General features: G+C 41.2%; 19 protein-coding genes and 2 tRNA genes. All 21 read left to right on the forward strand.

What is annotated here, in order from left to right; genetic code table 11:
* Positions 1 to 123 precede the first annotated feature (123 nt).
* Entirely contained in the window at positions 124 to 1,224 is a 1,101-nt protein-coding gene (ychF, locus tag AC1Q59_RS13885) for a redox-regulated ATPase YchF (protein ID WP_492366442.1), read from the forward strand.
* 343 nt (positions 1,225 to 1,567) lie between these two features.
* On the forward strand, positions 1,568 to 1,855 hold the full coding sequence (gene rpsF, locus AC1Q59_RS13890) for a 30S ribosomal protein S6 (protein WP_492366443.1): 288 nt from the start codon (positions 1,568 to 1,570) through the stop codon (positions 1,853 to 1,855).
* A gap of 64 nt (positions 1,856 to 1,919) precedes the next feature.
* On the forward strand, positions 1,920 to 2,426 hold the full coding sequence (gene ssb, locus AC1Q59_RS13895) for a single-stranded DNA-binding protein (protein ID WP_492366444.1): 507 nt from the start codon (positions 1,920 to 1,922) through the stop codon (positions 2,424 to 2,426).
* 46 nt (positions 2,427 to 2,472) lie between these two features.
* Entirely contained in the window at positions 2,473 to 2,715 is a 243-nt protein-coding gene (gene rpsR / locus AC1Q59_RS13900; protein WP_492366445.1) for a 30S ribosomal protein S18, read from the forward strand.
* A 132-nt stretch (positions 2,716 to 2,847) separates the two neighbouring features.
* A complete protein-coding gene (locus AC1Q59_RS13905; RefSeq protein WP_492366446.1) occupies positions 2,848 to 3,786 on the forward strand; it encodes a YybS family protein in 939 nt (312 codons plus the stop codon).
* Between the two features lie 21 nt (positions 3,787 to 3,807).
* Positions 3,808 to 5,781, forward strand: a complete 1,974-nt coding sequence (locus AC1Q59_RS13910) for a DHH family phosphoesterase (RefSeq protein WP_492366447.1) — start codon at positions 3,808 to 3,810, stop codon at positions 5,779 to 5,781.
* Positions 5,778 to 6,227: a 50S ribosomal protein L9 gene (gene rplI / locus AC1Q59_RS13915; RefSeq protein WP_492366448.1), complete on the forward strand. Its 450-nt coding sequence runs from the start codon at positions 5,778 to 5,780 to the stop codon at positions 6,225 to 6,227. The genes AC1Q59_RS13910 and rplI overlap by 4 nt, the downstream gene beginning before the upstream one ends.
* A gap of 160 nt (positions 6,228 to 6,387) precedes the next feature.
* The gene (gene dnaB, locus AC1Q59_RS13920) at positions 6,388 to 7,752 is read left to right on the forward strand and encodes a replicative DNA helicase (RefSeq protein ID WP_492366449.1); all 1,365 of its coding nucleotides are present in this window, start codon (positions 6,388 to 6,390) and stop codon (positions 7,750 to 7,752) included.
* Between the two features lie 213 nt (positions 7,753 to 7,965).
* Entirely contained in the window at positions 7,966 to 9,258 is a 1,293-nt protein-coding gene (locus tag AC1Q59_RS13925; protein ID WP_492366450.1) for an adenylosuccinate synthase, read from the forward strand.
* 121 nt (positions 9,259 to 9,379) lie between these two features.
* Positions 9,380 to 9,455 (forward strand) — tRNA-Lys (locus AC1Q59_RS13930).
* Between the two features lie 6 nt (positions 9,456 to 9,461).
* Positions 9,462 to 9,533, forward strand: a tRNA-Glu gene (locus AC1Q59_RS13935).
* Between the two features lie 433 nt (positions 9,534 to 9,966).
* On the forward strand, positions 9,967 to 11,436 hold the full coding sequence (locus tag AC1Q59_RS13940; protein WP_492366451.1) for a peptidoglycan DD-metalloendopeptidase family protein: 1,470 nt from the start codon (positions 9,967 to 9,969) through the stop codon (positions 11,434 to 11,436).
* A gap of 198 nt (positions 11,437 to 11,634) precedes the next feature.
* Positions 11,635 to 12,345, forward strand: a complete 711-nt coding sequence (gene yycF / locus AC1Q59_RS13945) for a response regulator YycF (protein WP_492366452.1) — start codon at positions 11,635 to 11,637, stop codon at positions 12,343 to 12,345.
* Positions 12,346 to 12,353: 8 nt separating this feature from the next.
* On the forward strand, positions 12,354 to 14,186 hold the full coding sequence (walK, locus tag AC1Q59_RS13950; RefSeq protein ID WP_492366453.1) for a cell wall metabolism sensor histidine kinase WalK: 1,833 nt from the start codon (positions 12,354 to 12,356) through the stop codon (positions 14,184 to 14,186).
* On the forward strand, positions 14,183 to 15,508 hold the full coding sequence (locus tag AC1Q59_RS13955; protein WP_492366454.1) for a YycH family regulatory protein: 1,326 nt from the start codon (positions 14,183 to 14,185) through the stop codon (positions 15,506 to 15,508). Before walK ends, AC1Q59_RS13955 begins: the two co-directional genes overlap by 4 nt.
* A complete protein-coding gene (locus AC1Q59_RS13960) occupies positions 15,495 to 16,298 on the forward strand; it encodes a two-component system regulatory protein YycI (protein WP_492366455.1) in 804 nt (267 codons plus the stop codon). Before AC1Q59_RS13955 ends, AC1Q59_RS13960 begins: the two co-directional genes overlap by 14 nt.
* A 5-nt stretch (positions 16,299 to 16,303) precedes the next feature.
* A complete protein-coding gene (locus tag AC1Q59_RS13965) occupies positions 16,304 to 17,098 on the forward strand; it encodes an MBL fold metallo-hydrolase (RefSeq protein ID WP_492366456.1) in 795 nt (264 codons plus the stop codon).
* Positions 17,099 to 17,529: 431 nt separating this feature from the next.
* Entirely contained in the window at positions 17,530 to 18,759 is a 1,230-nt protein-coding gene (locus AC1Q59_RS13970) for a S1C family serine protease (RefSeq protein WP_492366656.1), read from the forward strand.
* Between the two features lie 144 nt (positions 18,760 to 18,903).
* The gene (locus AC1Q59_RS13975; protein ID WP_492366457.1) at positions 18,904 to 19,065 is read left to right on the forward strand and encodes a CxxH/CxxC protein; all 162 of its coding nucleotides are present in this window, start codon (positions 18,904 to 18,906) and stop codon (positions 19,063 to 19,065) included.
* 80 nt (positions 19,066 to 19,145) lie between these two features.
* Positions 19,146 to 19,625, forward strand: coding sequence for a 23S rRNA (pseudouridine(1915)-N(3))-methyltransferase RlmH (gene rlmH / locus AC1Q59_RS13980; RefSeq protein WP_492366458.1), 480 nt, complete (start codon positions 19,146 to 19,148; stop codon positions 19,623 to 19,625).
* Between the two features lie 37 nt (positions 19,626 to 19,662).
* Positions 19,663 to 19,851 (forward strand): hypothetical protein, encoded by a 189-nt coding sequence (locus AC1Q59_RS13985; protein ID WP_492366459.1) that lies wholly within the window; start codon positions 19,663 to 19,665, stop codon positions 19,849 to 19,851.
* Positions 19,852 to 19,899 lie beyond the last annotated feature (48 nt).

The following is a 19,899-nucleotide window of genomic DNA, read 5'->3' on the forward strand; positions in this document are numbered from 1 at the left end:
GAGGGGCTTATAGGAATAGCGCAAGGCGCACGCGCCTAAAAGCGGGACAATTCCCGAATCGGACTATTTATATTTTCTTATTAAGAATTGATAGATATTTTAATAATAGAGGAGTGGCAATAAATGGCCTTAACAGCTGGGATTGTAGGTTTGCCGAATGTCGGAAAGTCTACATTATTTAATGCAATTACCCAGGCGGGAGCGGAATCTGCAAACTATCCGTTCTGTACGATTGATCCAAACGTCGGCATTGTCGAAGTACCAGATCAACGCCTGAATAAATTGACTGAACTTGTTCAGCCAAAAAAGACGGTACCAACTACATTTGAATTTACGGACATTGCGGGAATTGTGAAAGGCGCAAGCAAAGGAGAAGGGTTAGGGAATAAATTCTTATCCCATATTCGTGAAGTAGATGCCATTTGCCAAGTTGTCCGCTGCTTTGCAGATGATAATATTACGCATGTTGCCGGGAAGGTTGACCCGATATCTGATATTGAAACGATTAATTTGGAATTGATCCTTGCAGACCTTGAGTCTGTTGAAAAGCGCATCAGCCGGGTAGAAAAGATGGCTAGACAGAAAGATAAAGACGCCATGGCTGAACATGAAATCCTTGTGAAGCTTAAAGAGGCCTTTGAAGCGGAAAAGCCTGCCCGTACAGTTGAATTTACAGAAGAGCAAATGAAGATTGCCAAAGGACTTCATCTGTTGACCATTAAGCCTGTTCTTTATGTAGCTAATGTAGGGGAAGATGATGTTGCAGATCCTTCCTCTAATGAATATGTTCAGAAGGTCAAAGAATTTGCCGCACAGGATAATGCAGAAGTCATTATCATCTGTGCAAAAATTGAGTCTGAAATTGCTGAGCTTGAAGGAGAAGAAAAGGAAATGTTCCTTCAGGAGCTTGGCATTGAGGAGTCAGGTCTTGATCAATTGATCCGTTCTGCATACCATCTTCTTGGACTGGCAACCTATTTCACTGCTGGCGTTCAAGAAGTACGCGCATGGACCTTCAGAAAAGGAATGAAAGCACCGCAATGTGCAGGAATTATTCACTCCGACTTTGAAAGGGGATTTATTCGTGCAGAAACGGTTTCTTATGAGGACCTATTAGCAGGCGGAAGCATGAACGCTGCGCGCGAAGCTGGAAAGGTTCGCTTAGAAGGAAAAGATTACGTTGTACAAGATGGGGATGTTATTCATTTCCGTTTTAATGTGTAGACTCTGTTAAGGATTAATGTTGATTTAATAATCTAGTTGATTGGAACAAAAGGCGCGTAGACTCCTGCGGGAGAAGCGTGTTCAGGGGAGACCCCGCAGGAGCGGTAGCGACGAGGAGGCTCCCGAACCGCCCTAAGGTGCGCGAAACGCCTGGGTGGAAGTCAACGGCTATATTTAACATGCCATGTTTAAAATTAAGCTCTGCAGTATATTCACTGCAGAGCTTTTTGCATTGACATTGCAATATCAATAATTATATGCTATACTTTCAACTTGTGAGTAATGAATAATTGCTCCTTGCCCGTTAAACGCGGGCCGTTTAGTCCAAAAGGAGGTGAAAGTGATGAAAAAGTACGAAGTTATGTACATCATCCGCCCAAATATTGAAGATGAGGCAAAGAAGGCTCTTGTTGAGCGTTTTAATGCGATCTTAACTGAAAATGGAGCGGAAGTATTAGAATCAAAAGAGTGGGGCAAGCGTCGTTTAGCATACGAAATCAATGATTTCCGTGACGGCTACTACCAACTTATGAACGTTAATGCTGGTCCTGAAGCTATTGATGAATTCTCTCGTTTAGCTAAAATCAGTGAAGACATTATCCGTCATATCGTTATTAAAGACGAAAAATAATAGACAAGCACTTTAACCAAAATGTTCCATGTGGAACATTGGCAAAAGGAAGGAGTTGATTCTGATGATGAACCGTGTTGTTCTTGTCGGACGTTTGACAAAGGATCCTGATTTAAGGTACACACCTAATGGAGTAGCTGTGTCTTCGTTTACGCTTGCTGTAAATAGAACGTTTACAAACCAGCAAGGGGAAAGGGAAGCTGATTTCATTAACTGTGTTGTTTGGAGGAAAGCTGCTGAAAACGTAGCAAACTACCTGAAAAAAGGCAGTCTTGCAGGTGTTGACGGCAGAATTCAAACGCGCAGCTTTGAAGGCCAGGATGGAAAACGGGTATATGTAACAGAAGTTTTGGCTGAAAGTGTTCAATTCCTTGAGCCGCGTAACAGTTCTGGCGGCAGAGGTGAAGGCGGAGGTTTCAGCTCTCCTAAAGAACAGGATTCTCCTTTTGGAAATAACAACAATCAGAATCAACAATATAATCGTAACAATCAAGGGTATACGAGAGTGGATAATGATCCATTTGCAAATGACGGCCAAATCGATATTTCAGATGATGACCTGCCATTCTAATATCCGATAAGCAACGATTTATAAATAAAAAAGGAGGGAAATGAACATGGCTCCAGGAGGACGTAGAGGAGGACGTGCAAAACGTCGTAAAGTTTGCTATTTCACTGCAAACGGAATCACACACATCGACTATAAAGATGTGGATCTTCTAAAGAAATTCATCTCTGAGCGCGGTAAAATCTTACCTCGCCGTGTAACAGGCACAAACGCTAAATACCAACGTAAATTAACAATTGCTATTAAGCGTTCTCGCCAAATGGCTTTACTTCCATATGTTTCAGGTGAATAATAATTGTCAAAAAAGCACACTTCGGTTGTGCTTTTTTTTATGCACATATTTAGTTTTTAAATAATGGCGGTAAAGTTGAACATCCCCTTCATTCTAGTTAAAATATACCTTATGGGATTAAGGAGTGTTGAAATGAAAAATGTGCATAAACTGACTGAAGGAGCATTGCTGCTGGCAGCCTATACTGTTTTAGTGCTGATCACAGTCTATTTACCTATTATTGGCATGGTGAGCAATTTATTTTTAGCTGTCCCGTTTATTCTATTTGCGGCTAAAAATACCAAATTGAATTCTTTTGTCTTTTTTATAGCTGCTGTTATCCTTTCGGTGATTGTCGGTTCGGTATTTGCTCTTCCGCTAACCCTATCGTATGGATTAACAGGACTGGTAATCGGCTATTTCATCCAGACTGGCAAAAGCAGATCTGCAGCCTATCTTGCTTCTACTCTTGTCTTTCTCGTTACTCTTTTGCTGCAGTACGCTGTCGCAGCTGTTCTGTTTAATATGAATATCATAAAAGAGTTAATGAGTTCGGTAAGAGAGTCTTTTGACATGTCAAAAAATATGCTGGAATCACTGGGGCAAAATGTGGATGAGCAAATTTGGGAGCATTTTGATGCCATGTTTCAAACCATTGAAACATTAATGCCAAGTCTGTTTGTACTGACTGCCTTATTTGCTGTTTTCTTAATTGAGATTGTTTCCCTTCCAATTGTAAAAAGATTTGGTGTAACGGTAAGCAGATGGGGACCGTTTAGGGAGCTAGTTTTGCCAAGAAGCATCCTTTGGTATTACTTAATTACTATCATTTCTTCCTTTGCTTTTAAGCCTGAAGAAGGAAGCTACTGGTACATAGCACTGGTTAATCTTGGGTTTATCCTTCAAATGCTGATGGTATTACAGGGGTTATCGTTTATTTTTTACTATAGTTTTAAGAAGGGCCTGTCGAAAGCAATACCAGTGATTGCATTGGTCCTAACATTTATCATCCCGTTTTTCCTTTCTATTGTCAGGATATTAGGTATAATTGACTTAGGGTTTGATTTAAGAAAGAGAATGGAAAAAAGTTAGTGAAATTTGGGAGCTGAAAAAATGCCTGCTTATTTAGAAAAGCGGTCTCTTCGCTATCCTATCTTTGGGTTGATAGGCATAACCATAGTGCTTCTCGGATTGTTGGCGTACTATAATTGGATATTAAGTCTGATTGGCATAGTGCTCGTTATCTATCCATTTTACTCAATGTTTAAAAGGGCTGAGCAGCATAGAAAAGAGACAGAAGAGTATATATCCACTTTATCCTACCGGGTAAAAAAGGTAGGCGAAGAGGCGTTAATGGAGATGCCCATTGGGATTATGCTTTTTAATGATGACTATTATATTGAATGGACAAATTCCTTTCTATCTTCATGCTTTGATGAGGATTCCCTGGTAGGAAGGTCACTCTATGATGTCGGTGATTTTCTGATTCCTCTTATTAAGCAGGAGGCAGAGACAGAAATTATTACATTGCATGACCGGAAATTCCGAGTCATTTTGAAAAGTGAAGAGCGTCTGCTCTACTTTTTTGATATAACTGAGCAGGCAGAGATAGAGAAGATGTATCAGGAAGAACGTTCGGTACTCGCGATTATCTTTTTAGATAACTATGATGAGCTCACTCAGGGGATGGATGACCAGACAAGAAGCGGTCTGAATAATACAGTAATCTCTATCTTGAACAAATGGGCAAATGATAACGGAATCTTTTTAAAGCGAACATCCTCGGATCGATTTATTGCTGTCTTTAATGAACATATTCTTGGCACTCTTGAAAAAGGGAAGTTTTCCATCCTGGATGAAGTAAGAGAGACAACCTCTAAGCTGAATGTGGCTCTCACTTTAAGCATTGGTGTAGGAGCGGGTGTGTCTTCTATACCGGAGCTTGGCGCGCTTGCTCAATCTAGCCTTGATCTGGCTCTGGGCAGGGGTGGGGATCAGGCTGCTATTAAGCAGATCAACGGAAAGGTCAAATTTTATGGAGGGAAAACAAATCCGGTTGAAAAGAGGACAAGAGTTCGGGCAAGAGTTATTGCCCATGCCTTAAAGGAGCTTATAGGTGCAAGTGACAAAGTTATTGTCATGGGGCATAAAAATCCGGATATGGATGCAATAGGGGCCTCTATCGGGATACAAAAAATTGCCCAAATGAATCAAAAGGATGGTTATATTGTTGTTAATCCCCAGGAAATAGATATTGGCATACGAAGACTAATGGCAGAGGTGCGGAAGAATGAAGCGTTATATTCGAGGTTCATTAGTCCGGCGGAAGCTTTGGAAATAGCTACCGAGGATACGCTATTAGTTGTTGTTGATACACATAAGCCTTCTATGGCGATTGAGGAAAGGCTGGTTCATGAACTTGACCATGTTGTAGTCATTGACCATCATCGCCGCGGTGAGGAATTTATTCATAATCCGCTTCTGGTCTATATGGAGCCTTATGCTTCATCTACGGCTGAACTTGTCACAGAGCTTTTAGAGTATCAGCCCAAGCACGGGAAAATTGAAATGCTGGAAGCCACTGCTTTATTAGCTGGAATCATTGTCGATACAAAAAGCTTTTCCCTAAGAACCGGGTCCCGCACCTTTGATGCTGCTTCCTATTTGCGTGCACAGGGGGCAGATACCGTATTAGTCCAGAAGTTCTTAAAAGAAGATTTAGATACATTTATAAAACGTGCAAAATTGATTGAAAAGGTGTATTTTTACCGTGAAGGCATTGCTATTGCTAAGGGTGAACCAGATATAGAATTTAATCAGGTTCTTATCGCCCAGGCAGCAGATACCTTATTAGCGATGGATGGTGTGATTGCCTCCTTTGTGATTACAAAGAGGTCAGAACACTCGGTTGGCGTCAGTGCCCGTTCCCTGGGCGATATAAATGTGCAAGTGATCATGGAGAGTCTGGAAGGCGGAGGGCACCTGACAAACGCTGCAACCCAGCTTAAGGACACCTCCTTAGACGAAGTAGAAGAGCGCCTGCAAAAGATAATTGATGAATATATGGAAGGGAGAAAAAAAGAATGAAAGTTATTTTCTTAAAAGATGTGAAGGGCAAAGGGAAAAAAGGCGAAGTTAAAAACGTTGCGGACGGCTATGCACAGAACTTCCTCATCAAGCAGGGATTAGCTGTAGAGGCAAGCCAAGCCAATGTCAGTTCATTAAACGCACAAAAGAAAAAAGAGGAAAAGCTTGCAGCAGAGGAACTGGCAGAAGCTAAAAAGCTAAAGGAAGTTATGGATAATATTACACTTGAATTCTCAGCAAAGTCCGGCGAGGGCGGCCGTTTGTTCGGCTCAATTACAAGCAAACAAATCGCTGAAGAGCTGCAAAAAGCGCATAAAATTAAAATTGATAAACGTAAAATTGAGCTTTCAGATGCGATTCGTTCACTAGGATATACAAATGTTCCTGTTAAGCTTCATGCAGAAGTAACTGCTACATTAAAGGTTCATGTTAAGGAAGCAAACTAAATTTGGAAATCCCTTTTTTCACTGAAACATGTTAAAATAAAGATGTCGGAAATGTGATCGGTTGCTGCTGGTCACATTTTTTCTAGTCTTATAAAGCAAATAGAATTGATATAGATAATTTTTGAATGATATCCTCTAACAAATAAAGGAGGTTTTACAGGTGAGTGAATTATTTGCAGATCGTCTCCCACCACAAAATATTGAGGCGGAGCAGGCGGTTCTCGGTGCCATTTTCCTTGAGCCTTCTTCTCTCACTCTAGCTTCTGAAATCCTAATTCCTGAAGATTTTTATCGTGCATCCCATCAAAAGATTTTTAATGTGATGCTCAAATTGAACGACCAGGGCAAAGCGGTCGATTTAGTAACAGTAACGGAAGAACTTAGTGCAGCGAAGCTGATAGAAGATACAGGCGGTGTCAGCTATTTAAGTGAATTAGCTGGCTCCGTTCCTACTGCAGCTAATATTGAATATTATGCGAGAATCGTAGAAGAGAAGTCTTTGCTGCGCAGGCTGATCCGGACGGCTACCGGAATTGCTCAGGATGGCTATTCACGTGAGGATGAGGTCGAGTCACTATTAGGCGAGGCTGAGAAAAAGATCCTTGAAGTTGCCCAAAGAAAGAACGCAGGTGCTTTTCATAATATTAAAGATGTACTTGTCCGGACCTATGATAATATTGAAATTATGCATAACCGGAAAGGGGATATTACCGGGATTCCAACTGGCTTTGCGGAGCTGGACAAGATGACAGCGGGATTCCAGCGGAATGATTTAATTATTGTCGGAGCCCGTCCATCAGTGGGTAAAACGGCGTTTGCCTTAAATATTGCACAAAATGTAGCTACAAAGACAAATGAAACGGTTGCCATTTTTAGTTTGGAGATGGGGGCGGAGCAGCTTGTCATGCGTATGCTGTGTGCTGAAGGCAATATCGATGCGCAGAGACTGCGTACCGGTTCATTAACGGATGAGGACTGGGGAAAGCTGACGATGGCGATGGGCAGCCTTTCGAATGGGGGCATATTCATTGATGATACTCCAGGTGTCCGGATTCAGGATATCAGGGCTAAGTGCCGCCGCTTGAAGCAGGAGCATGGACTTGGCATGATTCTTATTGACTATTTGCAGCTGATTCTAGGGAGTGGACGTTCCGGAGAAAACCGCCAGCAGGAGGTTTCGGAAATTTCCCGTTCATTAAAGGCGCTTGCCCGTGAATTGCAGGTTCCTGTCATTGCCTTATCACAGCTGTCCCGTGGAGTGGAGCAGAGACAGGATAAACGGCCGATGATGTCTGATATTCGTGAATCAGGGAGTATTGAGCAGGATGCGGATATTGTAGCTTTCCTATACCGTGATGATTATTATGATAAAGAATCGGAGAACAAAAATATTATCGAAATCATTATTGCTAAACAGAGGAATGGTCCTACTGGCACTGTTTCGCTGGCGTTTGTTAAGGAATATAATAAATTTGTAAACTTAGAGAGACGCTTTGATGATGCATCCGTGCCGCCTGGCGCTTAATTGGCTATATGAAAAGGGTTTGATTTATTCGGCAATACTGCTGTAAAAAATCAAGCCCTTTTTATTATTTTCATATTTTCATATTTAAACGAATGATAAATAATAATTCGCTATAAATATTCGTGTTTTATTGACGCGTGCGCATTTTAATTGCTAAAATGAACAGTGTTGTTAGAGAAAAATTAAATAGAAAATGTCGGAGGTGCTTTTAGTATGACATCTGTTGTGGTTGTTGGAACGCAGTGGGGAGATGAAGGCAAGGGGAAAATTACTGATTTTCTATCTGAAAATGCTGAAGTAATTGCGCGGTATCAGGGAGGAAATAATGCTGGCCATACAATTAAATTTAATGGCGTGACCTATAAACTTCATTTAATTCCATCCGGAATCTTTTATAAGGAAAAGGTTTGTGTCATTGGAAATGGAATGGTTGTGGATCCAAAGGCTCTGATAAAAGAGCTTGCCTATCTGCACGAACAAGGCGTCACAACTGATAACCTCCGTATAAGCAATCGTGCCCACGTGATTTTGCCGTACCATTTGAAATTGGACGAAGTCGAAGAGGAAAGCAAAGGGGCAAATAAAATTGGCACAACCAAAAAAGGTATTGGTCCAGCCTATATGGACAAAGCTGCCCGTATTGGCATCAGAATGGCCGATTTATTAGACCGTGAAGTTTTTCAGGAAAAGCTTGCGCGTAATTTGGAAGAAAAGAATCGCTTATTTGAGCGAATTTATGATACTGAAGGCTTTAAAATCGAAGATATACTAGATGAGTACTACCAATATGGCCAGGAGATTAAACAGTATGTATGTGATACGTCTGTTGTTCTCAATGATGCTCTTGATGATGGACGAAGAGTACTGTTTGAGGGTGCACAAGGGGTTATGCTTGATATTGATCAGGGAACCTATCCTTTTGTTACATCTTCCAATCCGGTTGCAGGCGGCGTGACAATTGGCTCTGGAGTAGGACCATCAAAAATCACCCATGTTGTTGGTGTATGCAAAGCCTATACAACACGGGTAGGGGATGGGCCATTTCCAACTGAACTGAATAATGAAATTGGAAATCAGATTCGCGAGGTTGGCCGGGAATATGGAACTACAACTGGACGTCCGCGCCGCGTCGGCTGGTTTGACAGCGTGGTTGTCCGTCATGCACGCCGCGTCAGCGGGTTAACAGATCTTTCTCTTAACTCTATTGATGTGCTGACAGGGATTGAGACATTGAAGATCTGTGTGGCATACCAGTATAAAGGTGAAGTTATTGAGGAGTTCCCTGCAAGCCTGAAGGTGCTCAGTGAATGCGAGCCTGTATATGAAGAATTGCCAGGCTGGACGGAGGATATAACAGGCTGCAAGACGCTGGATGAGCTCCCAGCTAATGCGCGCCACTATCTAGAGCGGGTTTCTCAGCTTACAGGCATTCCGCTGTCTGTTTTTTCCGTCGGACCTGACCGGACACAGACAAACGTCGTCAGAAGCCCTTGGAGACAAAGCTAATTTTATGCCTTGCTGCAGCTCTAACAATGTTAGGGCTGTTTTTTTTTTATAAAAAAGCCTTGCGCACACCATAATTGTTATGTTAATATAGAAAACGTTGTTGCAAATGACTTATAAATTAGAGCCATTAGCTCAGTCGGTAGAGCATCTGACTTTTAATCAGAGGGTCGAAGGTTCGAGTCCTTCATGGCTCACCATTTTTAGGCCCGTTGGTCAAGCGGTTAAGACACCGCCCTTTCACGGCGGTAACACGGGTTCGAATCCCGTACGGGTCATGGCGAATGGCAGTTGGTAACAAGCTGGCAAGGACGGCTTAAACTGACTGCCATTATTTTTTTTGCCTTAAAGTATGACAAAAAAATCCCTTTTTTGTTACATAATTGTAATATTAGAGGCGTTTACCACATTTAAAATCCAACATCCAATTCAAATTCTGCTTTTTTAGTTATTTATCCTCTATTAATCCCTTCAGTGCTTGAAAACACAAAGAATTCAATGATCCTTTATTCCTTTTCTTTCGACAAAAATACCGACTTTTTTGTGCGTAAATGGGAGAATTTTGTCACCAATTATACATTTATGTTACATTATTGAGTCTAACAGTCTATTTTACTCCTTTTATGATAAAGTAGAGAAGGTCAAAATATTGGAAAAAATACTAGTAACACTTAAGCTAGTTTACTTCTAAGAATCTAGGAGGAAATAGCCTTGCATGACGCAAATAACCCATACAAGTTAAAGAAAAGCTTTACATATAAAAACTTCATAAAGAAATTTAAAGGTGCAGCCATTGCTGCAATTGCCGCAACCGCTATTCTAACAGCAGGAGTCACATCTTACGCCAATGAAACCTTAACAACCGTCTACTATGTGTATGTTGATGATCAATATGCCGGCACCGTTTCCGACAAAGAAGCGATTGAAAAGTTGGCTGAAGAGAAATTAGAAGCATCAAAAGCTTCATATGGTGACTTAAGTCTTTCCCTCGGCACTAAAATTTCCTATGTTCCGGAACATGTTTTCCAATCTGATTTAAAAGTCAATAATGCCCAGGTGGAGAAAAAGGTATCTGAGGAGTTAAATGTACAGGCAGAGGCAACGGCTCTTGTCATTGACGGCAAGCAAGTGGCATTTGTTGAAAGCGAAGATCAGGCAAACCAAGTGATCAAACAGCTTAAGACAAAGTATGTATCTGAAGAAACGCTAAATTCTGTTGAGGATATCAAGGCGGCTAATCCAGAGGACCTTCCCCCGCTAAAGGAAAATGAGACTCGTATTTTAGATGTCCATCTTTCAGAGGAAATTGCCTTCGCTAATGAAAAGGCAGATCCAAAAAATATCCTGACGGTTGAAGAGGCTGTCAAGCTTCTTGAAAAGGGCTCATTGGAAGAGGCTAAGTATAAGGTCAAAGAGGGAGATGTGCTTGGCAAAATTGCCAGTGCACATAACCTTAAAACGAAAGAGCTTCTGGCCATTAATCCTGGCTTAACAGACGATTCTCTTTTACAGATTGGACAGGAGCTAAGCGTAACGGTACTAAAGCCTTATGTCCAGGTAATAATTGAGAAGGAACAGTTTAAGAAAGAAACCATCCCGTTTGAAAAAGAGGTGGAAGAGACTGATTCCATGTTCAAAGGCGACACAAAGGTCAAGCAGGAAGGAAAAGATGGCGAGCGCGCAGCCACTTATCATATATCCGAGCAGAATGGCGTTGAAGTTAAAAAGGACGTTATCAAAGAGGAAATCCTTAAAGAACCTGTTAAAAACATTGTCTTAAAAGGGACAAAGGTCATCCCTTCACGCGGTGACGGCAGCTTTATCTGGCCAACGGCAGGGGGCTATATTTCGAGCAAACAGGGACAGCGATGGGGCAGACTGCATAAAGGTATTGATATTGCAAGGCCAAGCAACCGCACAATTAAAGCAGCAGATAATGGGAAAGTGGTTTTTGCCGGATATCAGCGCAGTTTTGGAAATAAGATAGAGATTGATCATCAAAACGGCTATAAAACCATTTATGCACACCTTTCTTCCATTGATGTGAAGGTTGGACAAACGGTATCAAAGGGCTCTAAAATCGGTATAATGGGTTCTACAGGGGACTCAACAGGAGTACACCTTCATTTTGAAATCTATAAAAATGGCAATCTGCAAAATCCGTTAAATTATGTTCGTTAAGTCTCTAGCTTTTGCTAGAGACTTTTCCTCTTTTTAGCGCAAGTCTGCTAATATATACTAGTTTGTAAAAGATGAATTCCTATTGGTAAAGTGGTAAAGTAAAATGGAATATCTATTGCATTTTTCAAAGCCATTTGGAAATTCGGCAAACTGCTTGGAAGCTCCCGAATTAAATATACAATTAAAAGGAGAAAATTTATGGATAAGAAAATTCTAGTAGTCGATGACGAAAAGCCAATTGCAGATATACTTCAGTTCAACCTTAAAAAGGAAGGCTTTGAAGTGGTTTGTGCATACGATGGAAATGAAGCCTTAGATAAGGTTGAGGAAATAAAGCCGGACTTAATCATTCTTGATATTATGCTGCCGCAAAAGGATGGTATTGAAGTCTGCCGCGAAGTGAGAAAGAAGTATGAGATGCCTATTATTATGCTGACAGCAAAGGACTCTGAGATTGATAAGGTTATCGGCCTTGAACTAGGTGCTGATGACTATGTCACGAAACCGTTCAGCACCAGGGAATTAATTGCCCGCATAAAGGCCAATTTAAGACGCCATCAGCAAGTTGCTGCAAATGCTGCTGAAGAGGAAGAAACAAATGAAATCACAGTGGGATCTCTTACGATACATCCAGACGCATATATTGTTTCAAAACGCGGTGAAACCATTGAACTTACGCATCGTGAGTTTGAGCTCCTTCATTATTTAGCTAAGCATATTGGTCAGGTAATGACGAGGGAACACCTGCTTCAAACGGTTTGGGGATATGATTATTATGGCGATGTACGCACAGTCGATGTCACAGTGAGACGGCTGCGGGAAAAAATTGAGGATAACCCAAGCCATCCAACCTGGATCGTAACGAGAAGGGGAGTTGGGTATTATTTAAGAAATCCTGAACAGGAGTAAGGTCATATATGCAAAAGGTTGGTTTTTTTCGTTCCATTCACCTGAAATTTGTCATTATATATGTACTTCTTATTTTAGTTGCGATGCAAATCATCGGGGTTTATTTTGTTAGGCAACTGGAATCCACTTTAAAGGATAATTTTAAAACGACGATTCAGGACAAGGTTAATTTGCTTGCCTTTTATTTAGAAGAGCAAATGACGAAGGAAAGGCTTCCTGATGAGGAAGGTCCGACGCTTGAAGAGGATGTTTATAAATTATTAAGAGATTATAATTCCGAAGACATTAAAGAGGTTCGTGTGATCGAGGCTGATACATTAAAGATTATCGGCACATCAGACCTTGGCAACCAGGGTGTTGTTGGCCAGAGGACAACTGATAACTTAATCCGAATGACAGTCGCAACTGGCCAGCAGGCAAGCGAGGATTTAATTGACCGTTATACGGGCAAGCGCTTATGGGTGCTTGTTACCCCAATTAAAAAGGGCGGGGAAGTACTAGGCGCAGTATATCTTGTCGGTAAAATTGAAAATGTGTTTGAACAGATGAATCAGATCAATAGCATTTTCATATCTGGAACGGCGATTGCTCTGGCGATAACGGCCGTATTAGGCGTTTTGCTCGCCCAAACGATTACACGGCCTATGTCTGATATGCGAAAGCAGGCTCTTGCGATGGCGAAGGGGAACTTCTCGCGCAAGGTAAAAGTATATGGCAATGATGAGATTGGCCAATTAGCCATGACCTTTAATAATCTGACAAAGAGATTGCAGGAGGCACAAGCGACAACAGAAGGCGAAAGGCGGAAACTTTCTTCCGTGCTGTCATATATGACAGATGGGGTTATTGCCACCGACAGAAAGGGCCGGGTTATTTTAATTAATGATCCCGCAGCAAAGATGCTGGATGTTTCACATGAAACAGTATTGTCTACTTCCATTGTTGCGCTTTTGGGCCTTGAAGATGAATATACATTTGAGGAGCTGCTGTCTGAACGAGATTCAGTTATTTTAGATTACAGCAGCCCGTCGAATCCGCTTATCTTAAGAGCAAACATTTCAGTCATTCAGAAGGAAACTGGGTTTGTGAATGGACTGATTACCGTTCTGCATGATATAACCGAACAAGAAAAAATTGATAATGAACGCCGCGAGTTTGTCGCAAATGTTTCTCACGAGTTAAGAACTCCTTTAACAACAATGAGGAGTTATTTAGAGGCATTGGCAGACGGAGCCTGGCAGGATGAAGAAATTGCTCCGAACTTCCTTCATGTGACACAAACAGAGACAGAGCGGATGATTCGCCTTGTCAATGATCTTCTGCAGTTATCGAGAATGGACAGCAAGGACTACCGCCTGAACAAAGAATGGGTCAATATTATCGCCTTTTATAACCGGATTATTGACCGCTTTGAATTAACAAAAAATCAGAATGTGGTCTTTGAACGGAAGCTTCCGAATGAGGATGCTTATGTTGAGATTGACGGGGACAAGCTGACGCAGGTGCTGGATAATATTATATCTAATGCTCTTAAATACTCCCCAGAAGGCGGAAAGATAACCTTCCGTGTCGACGAACAGGCGAATTTTGTCGTCCTTAGTGTTTCTGACCAGGGAGTTGGGATTCCAAAAGAAAATCTTGAAAAAATATTTGAACGTTTTTACCGTGTGGACAAAGCAAGGACAAGAAAGCTTGGCGGTACAGGTCTTGGTCTGGCAATTGCCAAGGAAATGGTCGAAGCTCACGGCGGAAAGATTTGGGCGACAAGCAGGGAAGGAAAGGGAACAACGATTTCTTTCAGTTTGCCCTATGTTCGAACCGAAGAGGATGATTGGGAATGACATATGAGAATTTTAAATCAATCATACTGACCGTTTTAGTCTGTATCAGCATCCTTTTGACCTGGAGCATATGGACCTATCAGCCAAGCTATGAATTTTTGGAGAAGCCTGATACGGTTCAGGAGGTTTCCATTGGCCCGAAAAAGGATGTTAAGAAGATTGTCAAACCAGATCGAATGTTTTTTCATTATACGAAGGACAAGCATCTCGGAACCGTCGACACGGGTGAGATTGATAGATTGCTCAATGATATTAGCAAATGGAATTTTACCAGCATTGAGGATGTTTCCGACCAGGTCAAGAACTTTTCAACCTTTGTCCATAATCCCGGGAATGCTGTGATTCACTTTTCTGATTCTGTTCCGATGGAACTTTACCGGACAATTATTGATGTCAAAGATAAGGACTTTCCTAATTTCTTTTTTGATCGGATTGTCATCGATGTGGAGAATATTCAAAAGGAGCAGGGGTATGTCTATTTTGTTTCAGAAAAGGAAAGACGGGCTTATAAGAGCCATGTAGCCTCTTCTTTTGTTAACAACTTTAAAAATGGTTTATATAAGAATGCGGAATTTAGTCCCAACTTTGCCGATTACTTTTCGTACCGGGCAGCAAATGAAACATTGCTTTTTCTGCCTGCAGGTGAAACAGACATTTCTAGCTATCAATACTTATTAAACCCATTGGATTCAGAGAAATTTAAGTTTGCCTTGTTCAAGGACCCTGGCGTTGTTCAAAGAAACTATCAGCCATGGGGTGAAGAATATACAAATGGCTCAAGCCTGCTCCGTATTTATCAGGACAAAAATATTCTATCTTATGTAAATCCTGTCGGAGGAAATGATACTGGAGACTTTTCAAAAAGCTTGCTGAAAAGGAGCATTGACTTTGTAAATGAGCACGGCGGGTGGACAGATAATTACAGGTATGTTGAGATGGATGAGGCAAAGCACAAAGTATTGTTCCGTCTTTATGACAGCAAGGGATACCCAATATTCAGCGAAAATAATATCTCTGAAATCAGCCAGACCTGGGGTCAAAATGAAATAAATGAATACATCCGCAGCAACTTCTATCTTGGACTGCAAATGGAAGCAACCAGCACGATTCTCCGTTCGGGTCAGCAGGTAATGGAATATCTAGAGAGCTTGAAAGGGTTTGATAGAGAAAAGCTGCAGGATGTTGTTATTGGCTATACAATGACGAAGGATCCGCAAACAAGGGTGATCTATTTAGAGCCTTCTTGGTATTACCAATATGACCATTCATGGAAACAGGTCACAGAAGATGAACCGGGAGGAAGAAATCGTGGATTGGAGTAAAATCAAGACCATATTTATTTTGACCTTTCTGGTTTTAGATATTTATTTGATGTATGAATTTTTTAAGGTAAAAGACTCAAGCCAATATGAATATGTGACGGAGACTTCCTTTGAAAAGCGGCTAATCGCTGATGAAATACAGTTTGGGGAACTGCCGAAAAACCACTTAAAAGATATGTATTTAAGCGCAAAGCCGAAGAACTTTAATAGCGAAGTATCGGAAGAACTTAAGGTTTCCATCCTGAAAGGACAGAAAGTCAAAGTAAATGATGGAACAGTATTGGAGTCGGTTCTCGACGAACCCTATGAGGTTGGGGAAAAAGGGGACCTCGCTGAACTTAACACCTTTATTAAAAACAATGTTCTATATGGCGACCATTATCGCTTCTGGAAAAAGGAAGGAAATGTAGCGATATATTATCAGCAGTTCAGGGATAAGGTTTTTTATAAGAATGCCAGCGGAGAACTGACGATCTATTTTAATGATGAAAATGATATTGTCTCATACAGGCAAACCCTTCTTGCTGAAATTGAAGAGCTGTCTGAAGAGGAAAAAATTATTCAGCCGATGAAGGCGATTGAAACACTGTACAAAAATGGTTCACTAAGGCCAAAAAGTAAAATTACGAATGTTGAACTGGGGTATTTCACTTTTGTGGATACAAGTACGTCTCAGGTTTTAACTCCAGCTTGGCGGTTTGTCATAAATGATGAAGAAAATATTTTCGTCCATGCCTTTGAGGGACAGATTATTCAGCTCAACAACGAAAAGAAAAATAAAGTGGAGTGAGGGAAATGTCTTTGCAATTCAGCGTCCTCGCGAGTGGGAGTACTGGGAATGCGATTTTTGTAGAAACGGAGGAACATTCCTTTTTGGTGGATGCCGGTTTAAGCGGGAAGCAAATGGAAGCATTATTTCAACACATTGGCCGGGACGCAAGGAAGCTTTCGGGAATTTTAGTAACACATGAACATAGCGACCACATTAAAGGTGTTGGGATTTTGGCTAGAAAGTATAAACTGCCAATCTATGCAAATGCAAAAACATGGAAGGCAATGGATGGATTGATTGGAAATATATCTACAGAACAGAAGTTTACTTTTGATATGGAAACAGTCAAATCATTTGGCTCTTTAGATATCGAGTCATTCGGTGTATCCCATGATGCAGCAGACCCGATGTTCTATGTTTTTCATCATAGCGGGAAAAAATTTGTGGTTATTACAGACACAGGATATGTCAGTGACCGGATGAAGGGGCTTATCTCCAATGCCGATGCTTACGTTTTTGAAAGCAACCATGATGTGCAGATGCTGCGGATGGGGCGCTATCCGTGGAGCATTAAAAGAAGAATCTTAAGTGATGTCGGCCATGTATCTAACGAGGATGCTGCTATCGCCATGAGCGACGTAGCAGGCGATCAGACAAAACGCATCTACTTAGCCCACCTCAGCCAGGATAACAATATTAAAGAATTAGCCAGAATGTCTGTTGCCCAGACGCTCGAAAGCAGGGGAATCCTTGTTGGCGAACAATTCGAGCTATACGACACAGACCCAAAAGTACCAACAGCCCTGACGGCTGTATAATGACTCAGAAGGAATGAAAAGCTGTAAACATGCAGCTGATCATTCCTTTTTTTATAATTAAGACAACAATAATTTTGTATATAAAATAGAGTTGATTGGAGTGGAGGGGGCGAAGACTCCTGCGGGATGAACGGGTCTGGGGAGACCCCGCAGGAGCTTTAGCGACGAGGAGGCTCCCCGGGCCGCCCGCGGAAAGCGAAGCCCCCGGAACGGAAATCAACGGCTGAAAGTGCCAGCATTATTTTTTAAAGAAATCGTGCCAACCTATGACTAAATTCGTAAGATTGTTTCTGTCAATAGCTTTTCAATAGATTCTTAAAAAAGAGCGAGTATAATAATCAGTAAGAAGGAACAATAAAACTTAGCACTTATCTTTTTGCTTCAGCCTTAAAAATAAGGCAGTTACATTATAAGGAAAGGATTGGTCGATGATGGGTTACTATGATGATCATGAATCCCAGTACCGCCAGAAAAGGCAAAAGGGAAATCGAGGCGGATATTTTTTAGCAAGTCTTGTTGGAGCTATCTTGGGTGCCATTCTTGTAATTGTGGCTGTGCCTGGAATTGCAAACAATAATGTACTTCCATTTTCATCAGAGGAAGAGCCGGCAAGCCAAAGCACAGATCATACGCAAGCTACAGAGAATCTCCCAACCCAAAATGTATCTGTTAACGTGGTTTCCGATGTAACAAAGGCAGTGGATAAAGCGGGAGATGCAGTTGTTGGTATTACAAATATCCAGACCAGCAGTTTTTGGGGTCAGGGTGAAATGGACGGAGAAGCAGGCACTGGTTCCGGTGTAATCTATAAAAAGGCCGGCAAGGAAGCCTTTATTGTCACAAACCATCATGTGGTTGAAGGAGCAAACAAATTAGAAGTGACATTGGCTGACGGAACAAAAATCCCTGCAAAACTATTGGGGAGCGATATTTGGACTGATTTGGCTGTTCTATCAGTAGATGCTTCCAAGATCAAAACCGTTGCTGAGTTTGGAAACTCTGATGCGCTTAAGCCTGGGGAACCTGTTATTGCCATCGGAAACCCGCTGGGTCCAACATTTTCAGGATCTGTTACACAGGGGATTGTTTCAGGACTAGAGCGAACTATTCCGATAGATATTAACCAAGATGGTATTATTGACTGGAACTCTGAAGTTTTACAAACCGATGCTGCCATTAATCCGGGAAATAGCGGTGGCGCTTTAGTGAATATTAAGGGACAGGTAATTGGGATCAACTCCATGAAAATTGCCCAAAATGAGGTAGAAGGAATCGGCCTTGCTATTCCTATCAATTCAGCACAGCCGATTATTGCAGACCTAGAGAAGTATGGAGAAGTTAAAAGGCCTTATATGGGTGTTGACTTAGTATCTGTGAATGAAATATCCAGATATCATCAGCAGGAAACATTAAAGCTTCCAGCTGATGTAACCAGCGGTGTGGCATTAAGACAAGTAAGGCCAAATTCTCCAGCAGCTCAAGCTGGTTTGAAGGAACTTGATGTTATTGTTGAAATGGATGGCGAACCAATTAAAGATATCGTCGACCTTCGGAAGCATCTATATACGAAGAAAAAAATCGGCGATGAGATGAAGATTAAACTGTACCGCAATGGAAAAATGACAACCGTCGCTATGAAACTTGGAGGAGAAACTTTCTAAGCTGTGGAAAACAGGATGGCGCTTATGCTTTCCTGTTTTTTTGTGTTCTGTTAAGATGGAATGTGGATAACTGGCTGGATGAATTCTATCCCCAATTCAAATACTAATCTTAAGAAAACATAGGGTAAAAAGGAGTTAATTAAAATGATTTACAGCTGTGAAGAACATATTGATATAGCCATTGATACGATTGTTGATGAGTATGAAACCTTTCCGTTAATGTCAAAGGTTTCTAATGAGGGAGAGTTATCAACAACCTGTGAATTCTGTCGAAATAAGGCGGTATATGTTGTAGCGAACGAGTGATCTCACACAAGATGTGGATAGAAATTGTGAATATGTGGATAACTTCTGTGGATATCTTGTTCGTAAAGTGAGGATTACTTGTGAATATCTCAATTATTACAGTAGGAAAACTTAAAGAAAAATATTTAAAAATGGGAATAGATGAATATCTAAAAAGATTATCTGCCTATGCAAAAATGGATATCATAGAGGTTCCAGATGAAAAAGCACCGGAAGAATTGAGCGAAACGGAGATGCTTCAGGTCAAGCAAAAGGAAGGCGAAAAGATTTTAGCCAAGATTAGTACAGACGCCCACGTTATTGCCTTAGCAATCGAAGGAAAAATGAAATCATCCGAGGAACTGGCAGACGGCCTTGATAAGCTTGCTACTTATGGGAAAAGCAAGGTCGCCTTTGTCATCGGCGGATCCCTAGGTTTAAGTGAAGAAGTCTTAAAACGGGCAGACGAAAAACTAAGCTTTTCTAAGATGACCTTCCCGCACCAATTGATGCGGCTTATATTAGTGGAGCAAATTTATCGAGCGTTTCGTATCAACAGAGGTGAACCGTATCATAAATAAATGCGGTTTGAAATTAATGCTTTAGGGATGTGACAAGATGAAATATAGTAAAACAATCATGACAAAATTAATAAATGAGCATCGTGAATTGCATGATGAACTAAAGAGGATAAAAGTCGAAATGGGCTTAGAGAAAAATTTAGCCATTAAAGCGCTGTATCATTCAGCTGTAGCAGATAATGGTCCATATATGAAAGACTATCAAGCAATAGATCGCTTGCATTAATAGTAAGGCCCTGTTTTGCTTTTGTCGCAGAGCAGGGTGTTTTTTTGA

The organism is Cytobacillus sp. MT66 (genome assembly GCF_058792595.1).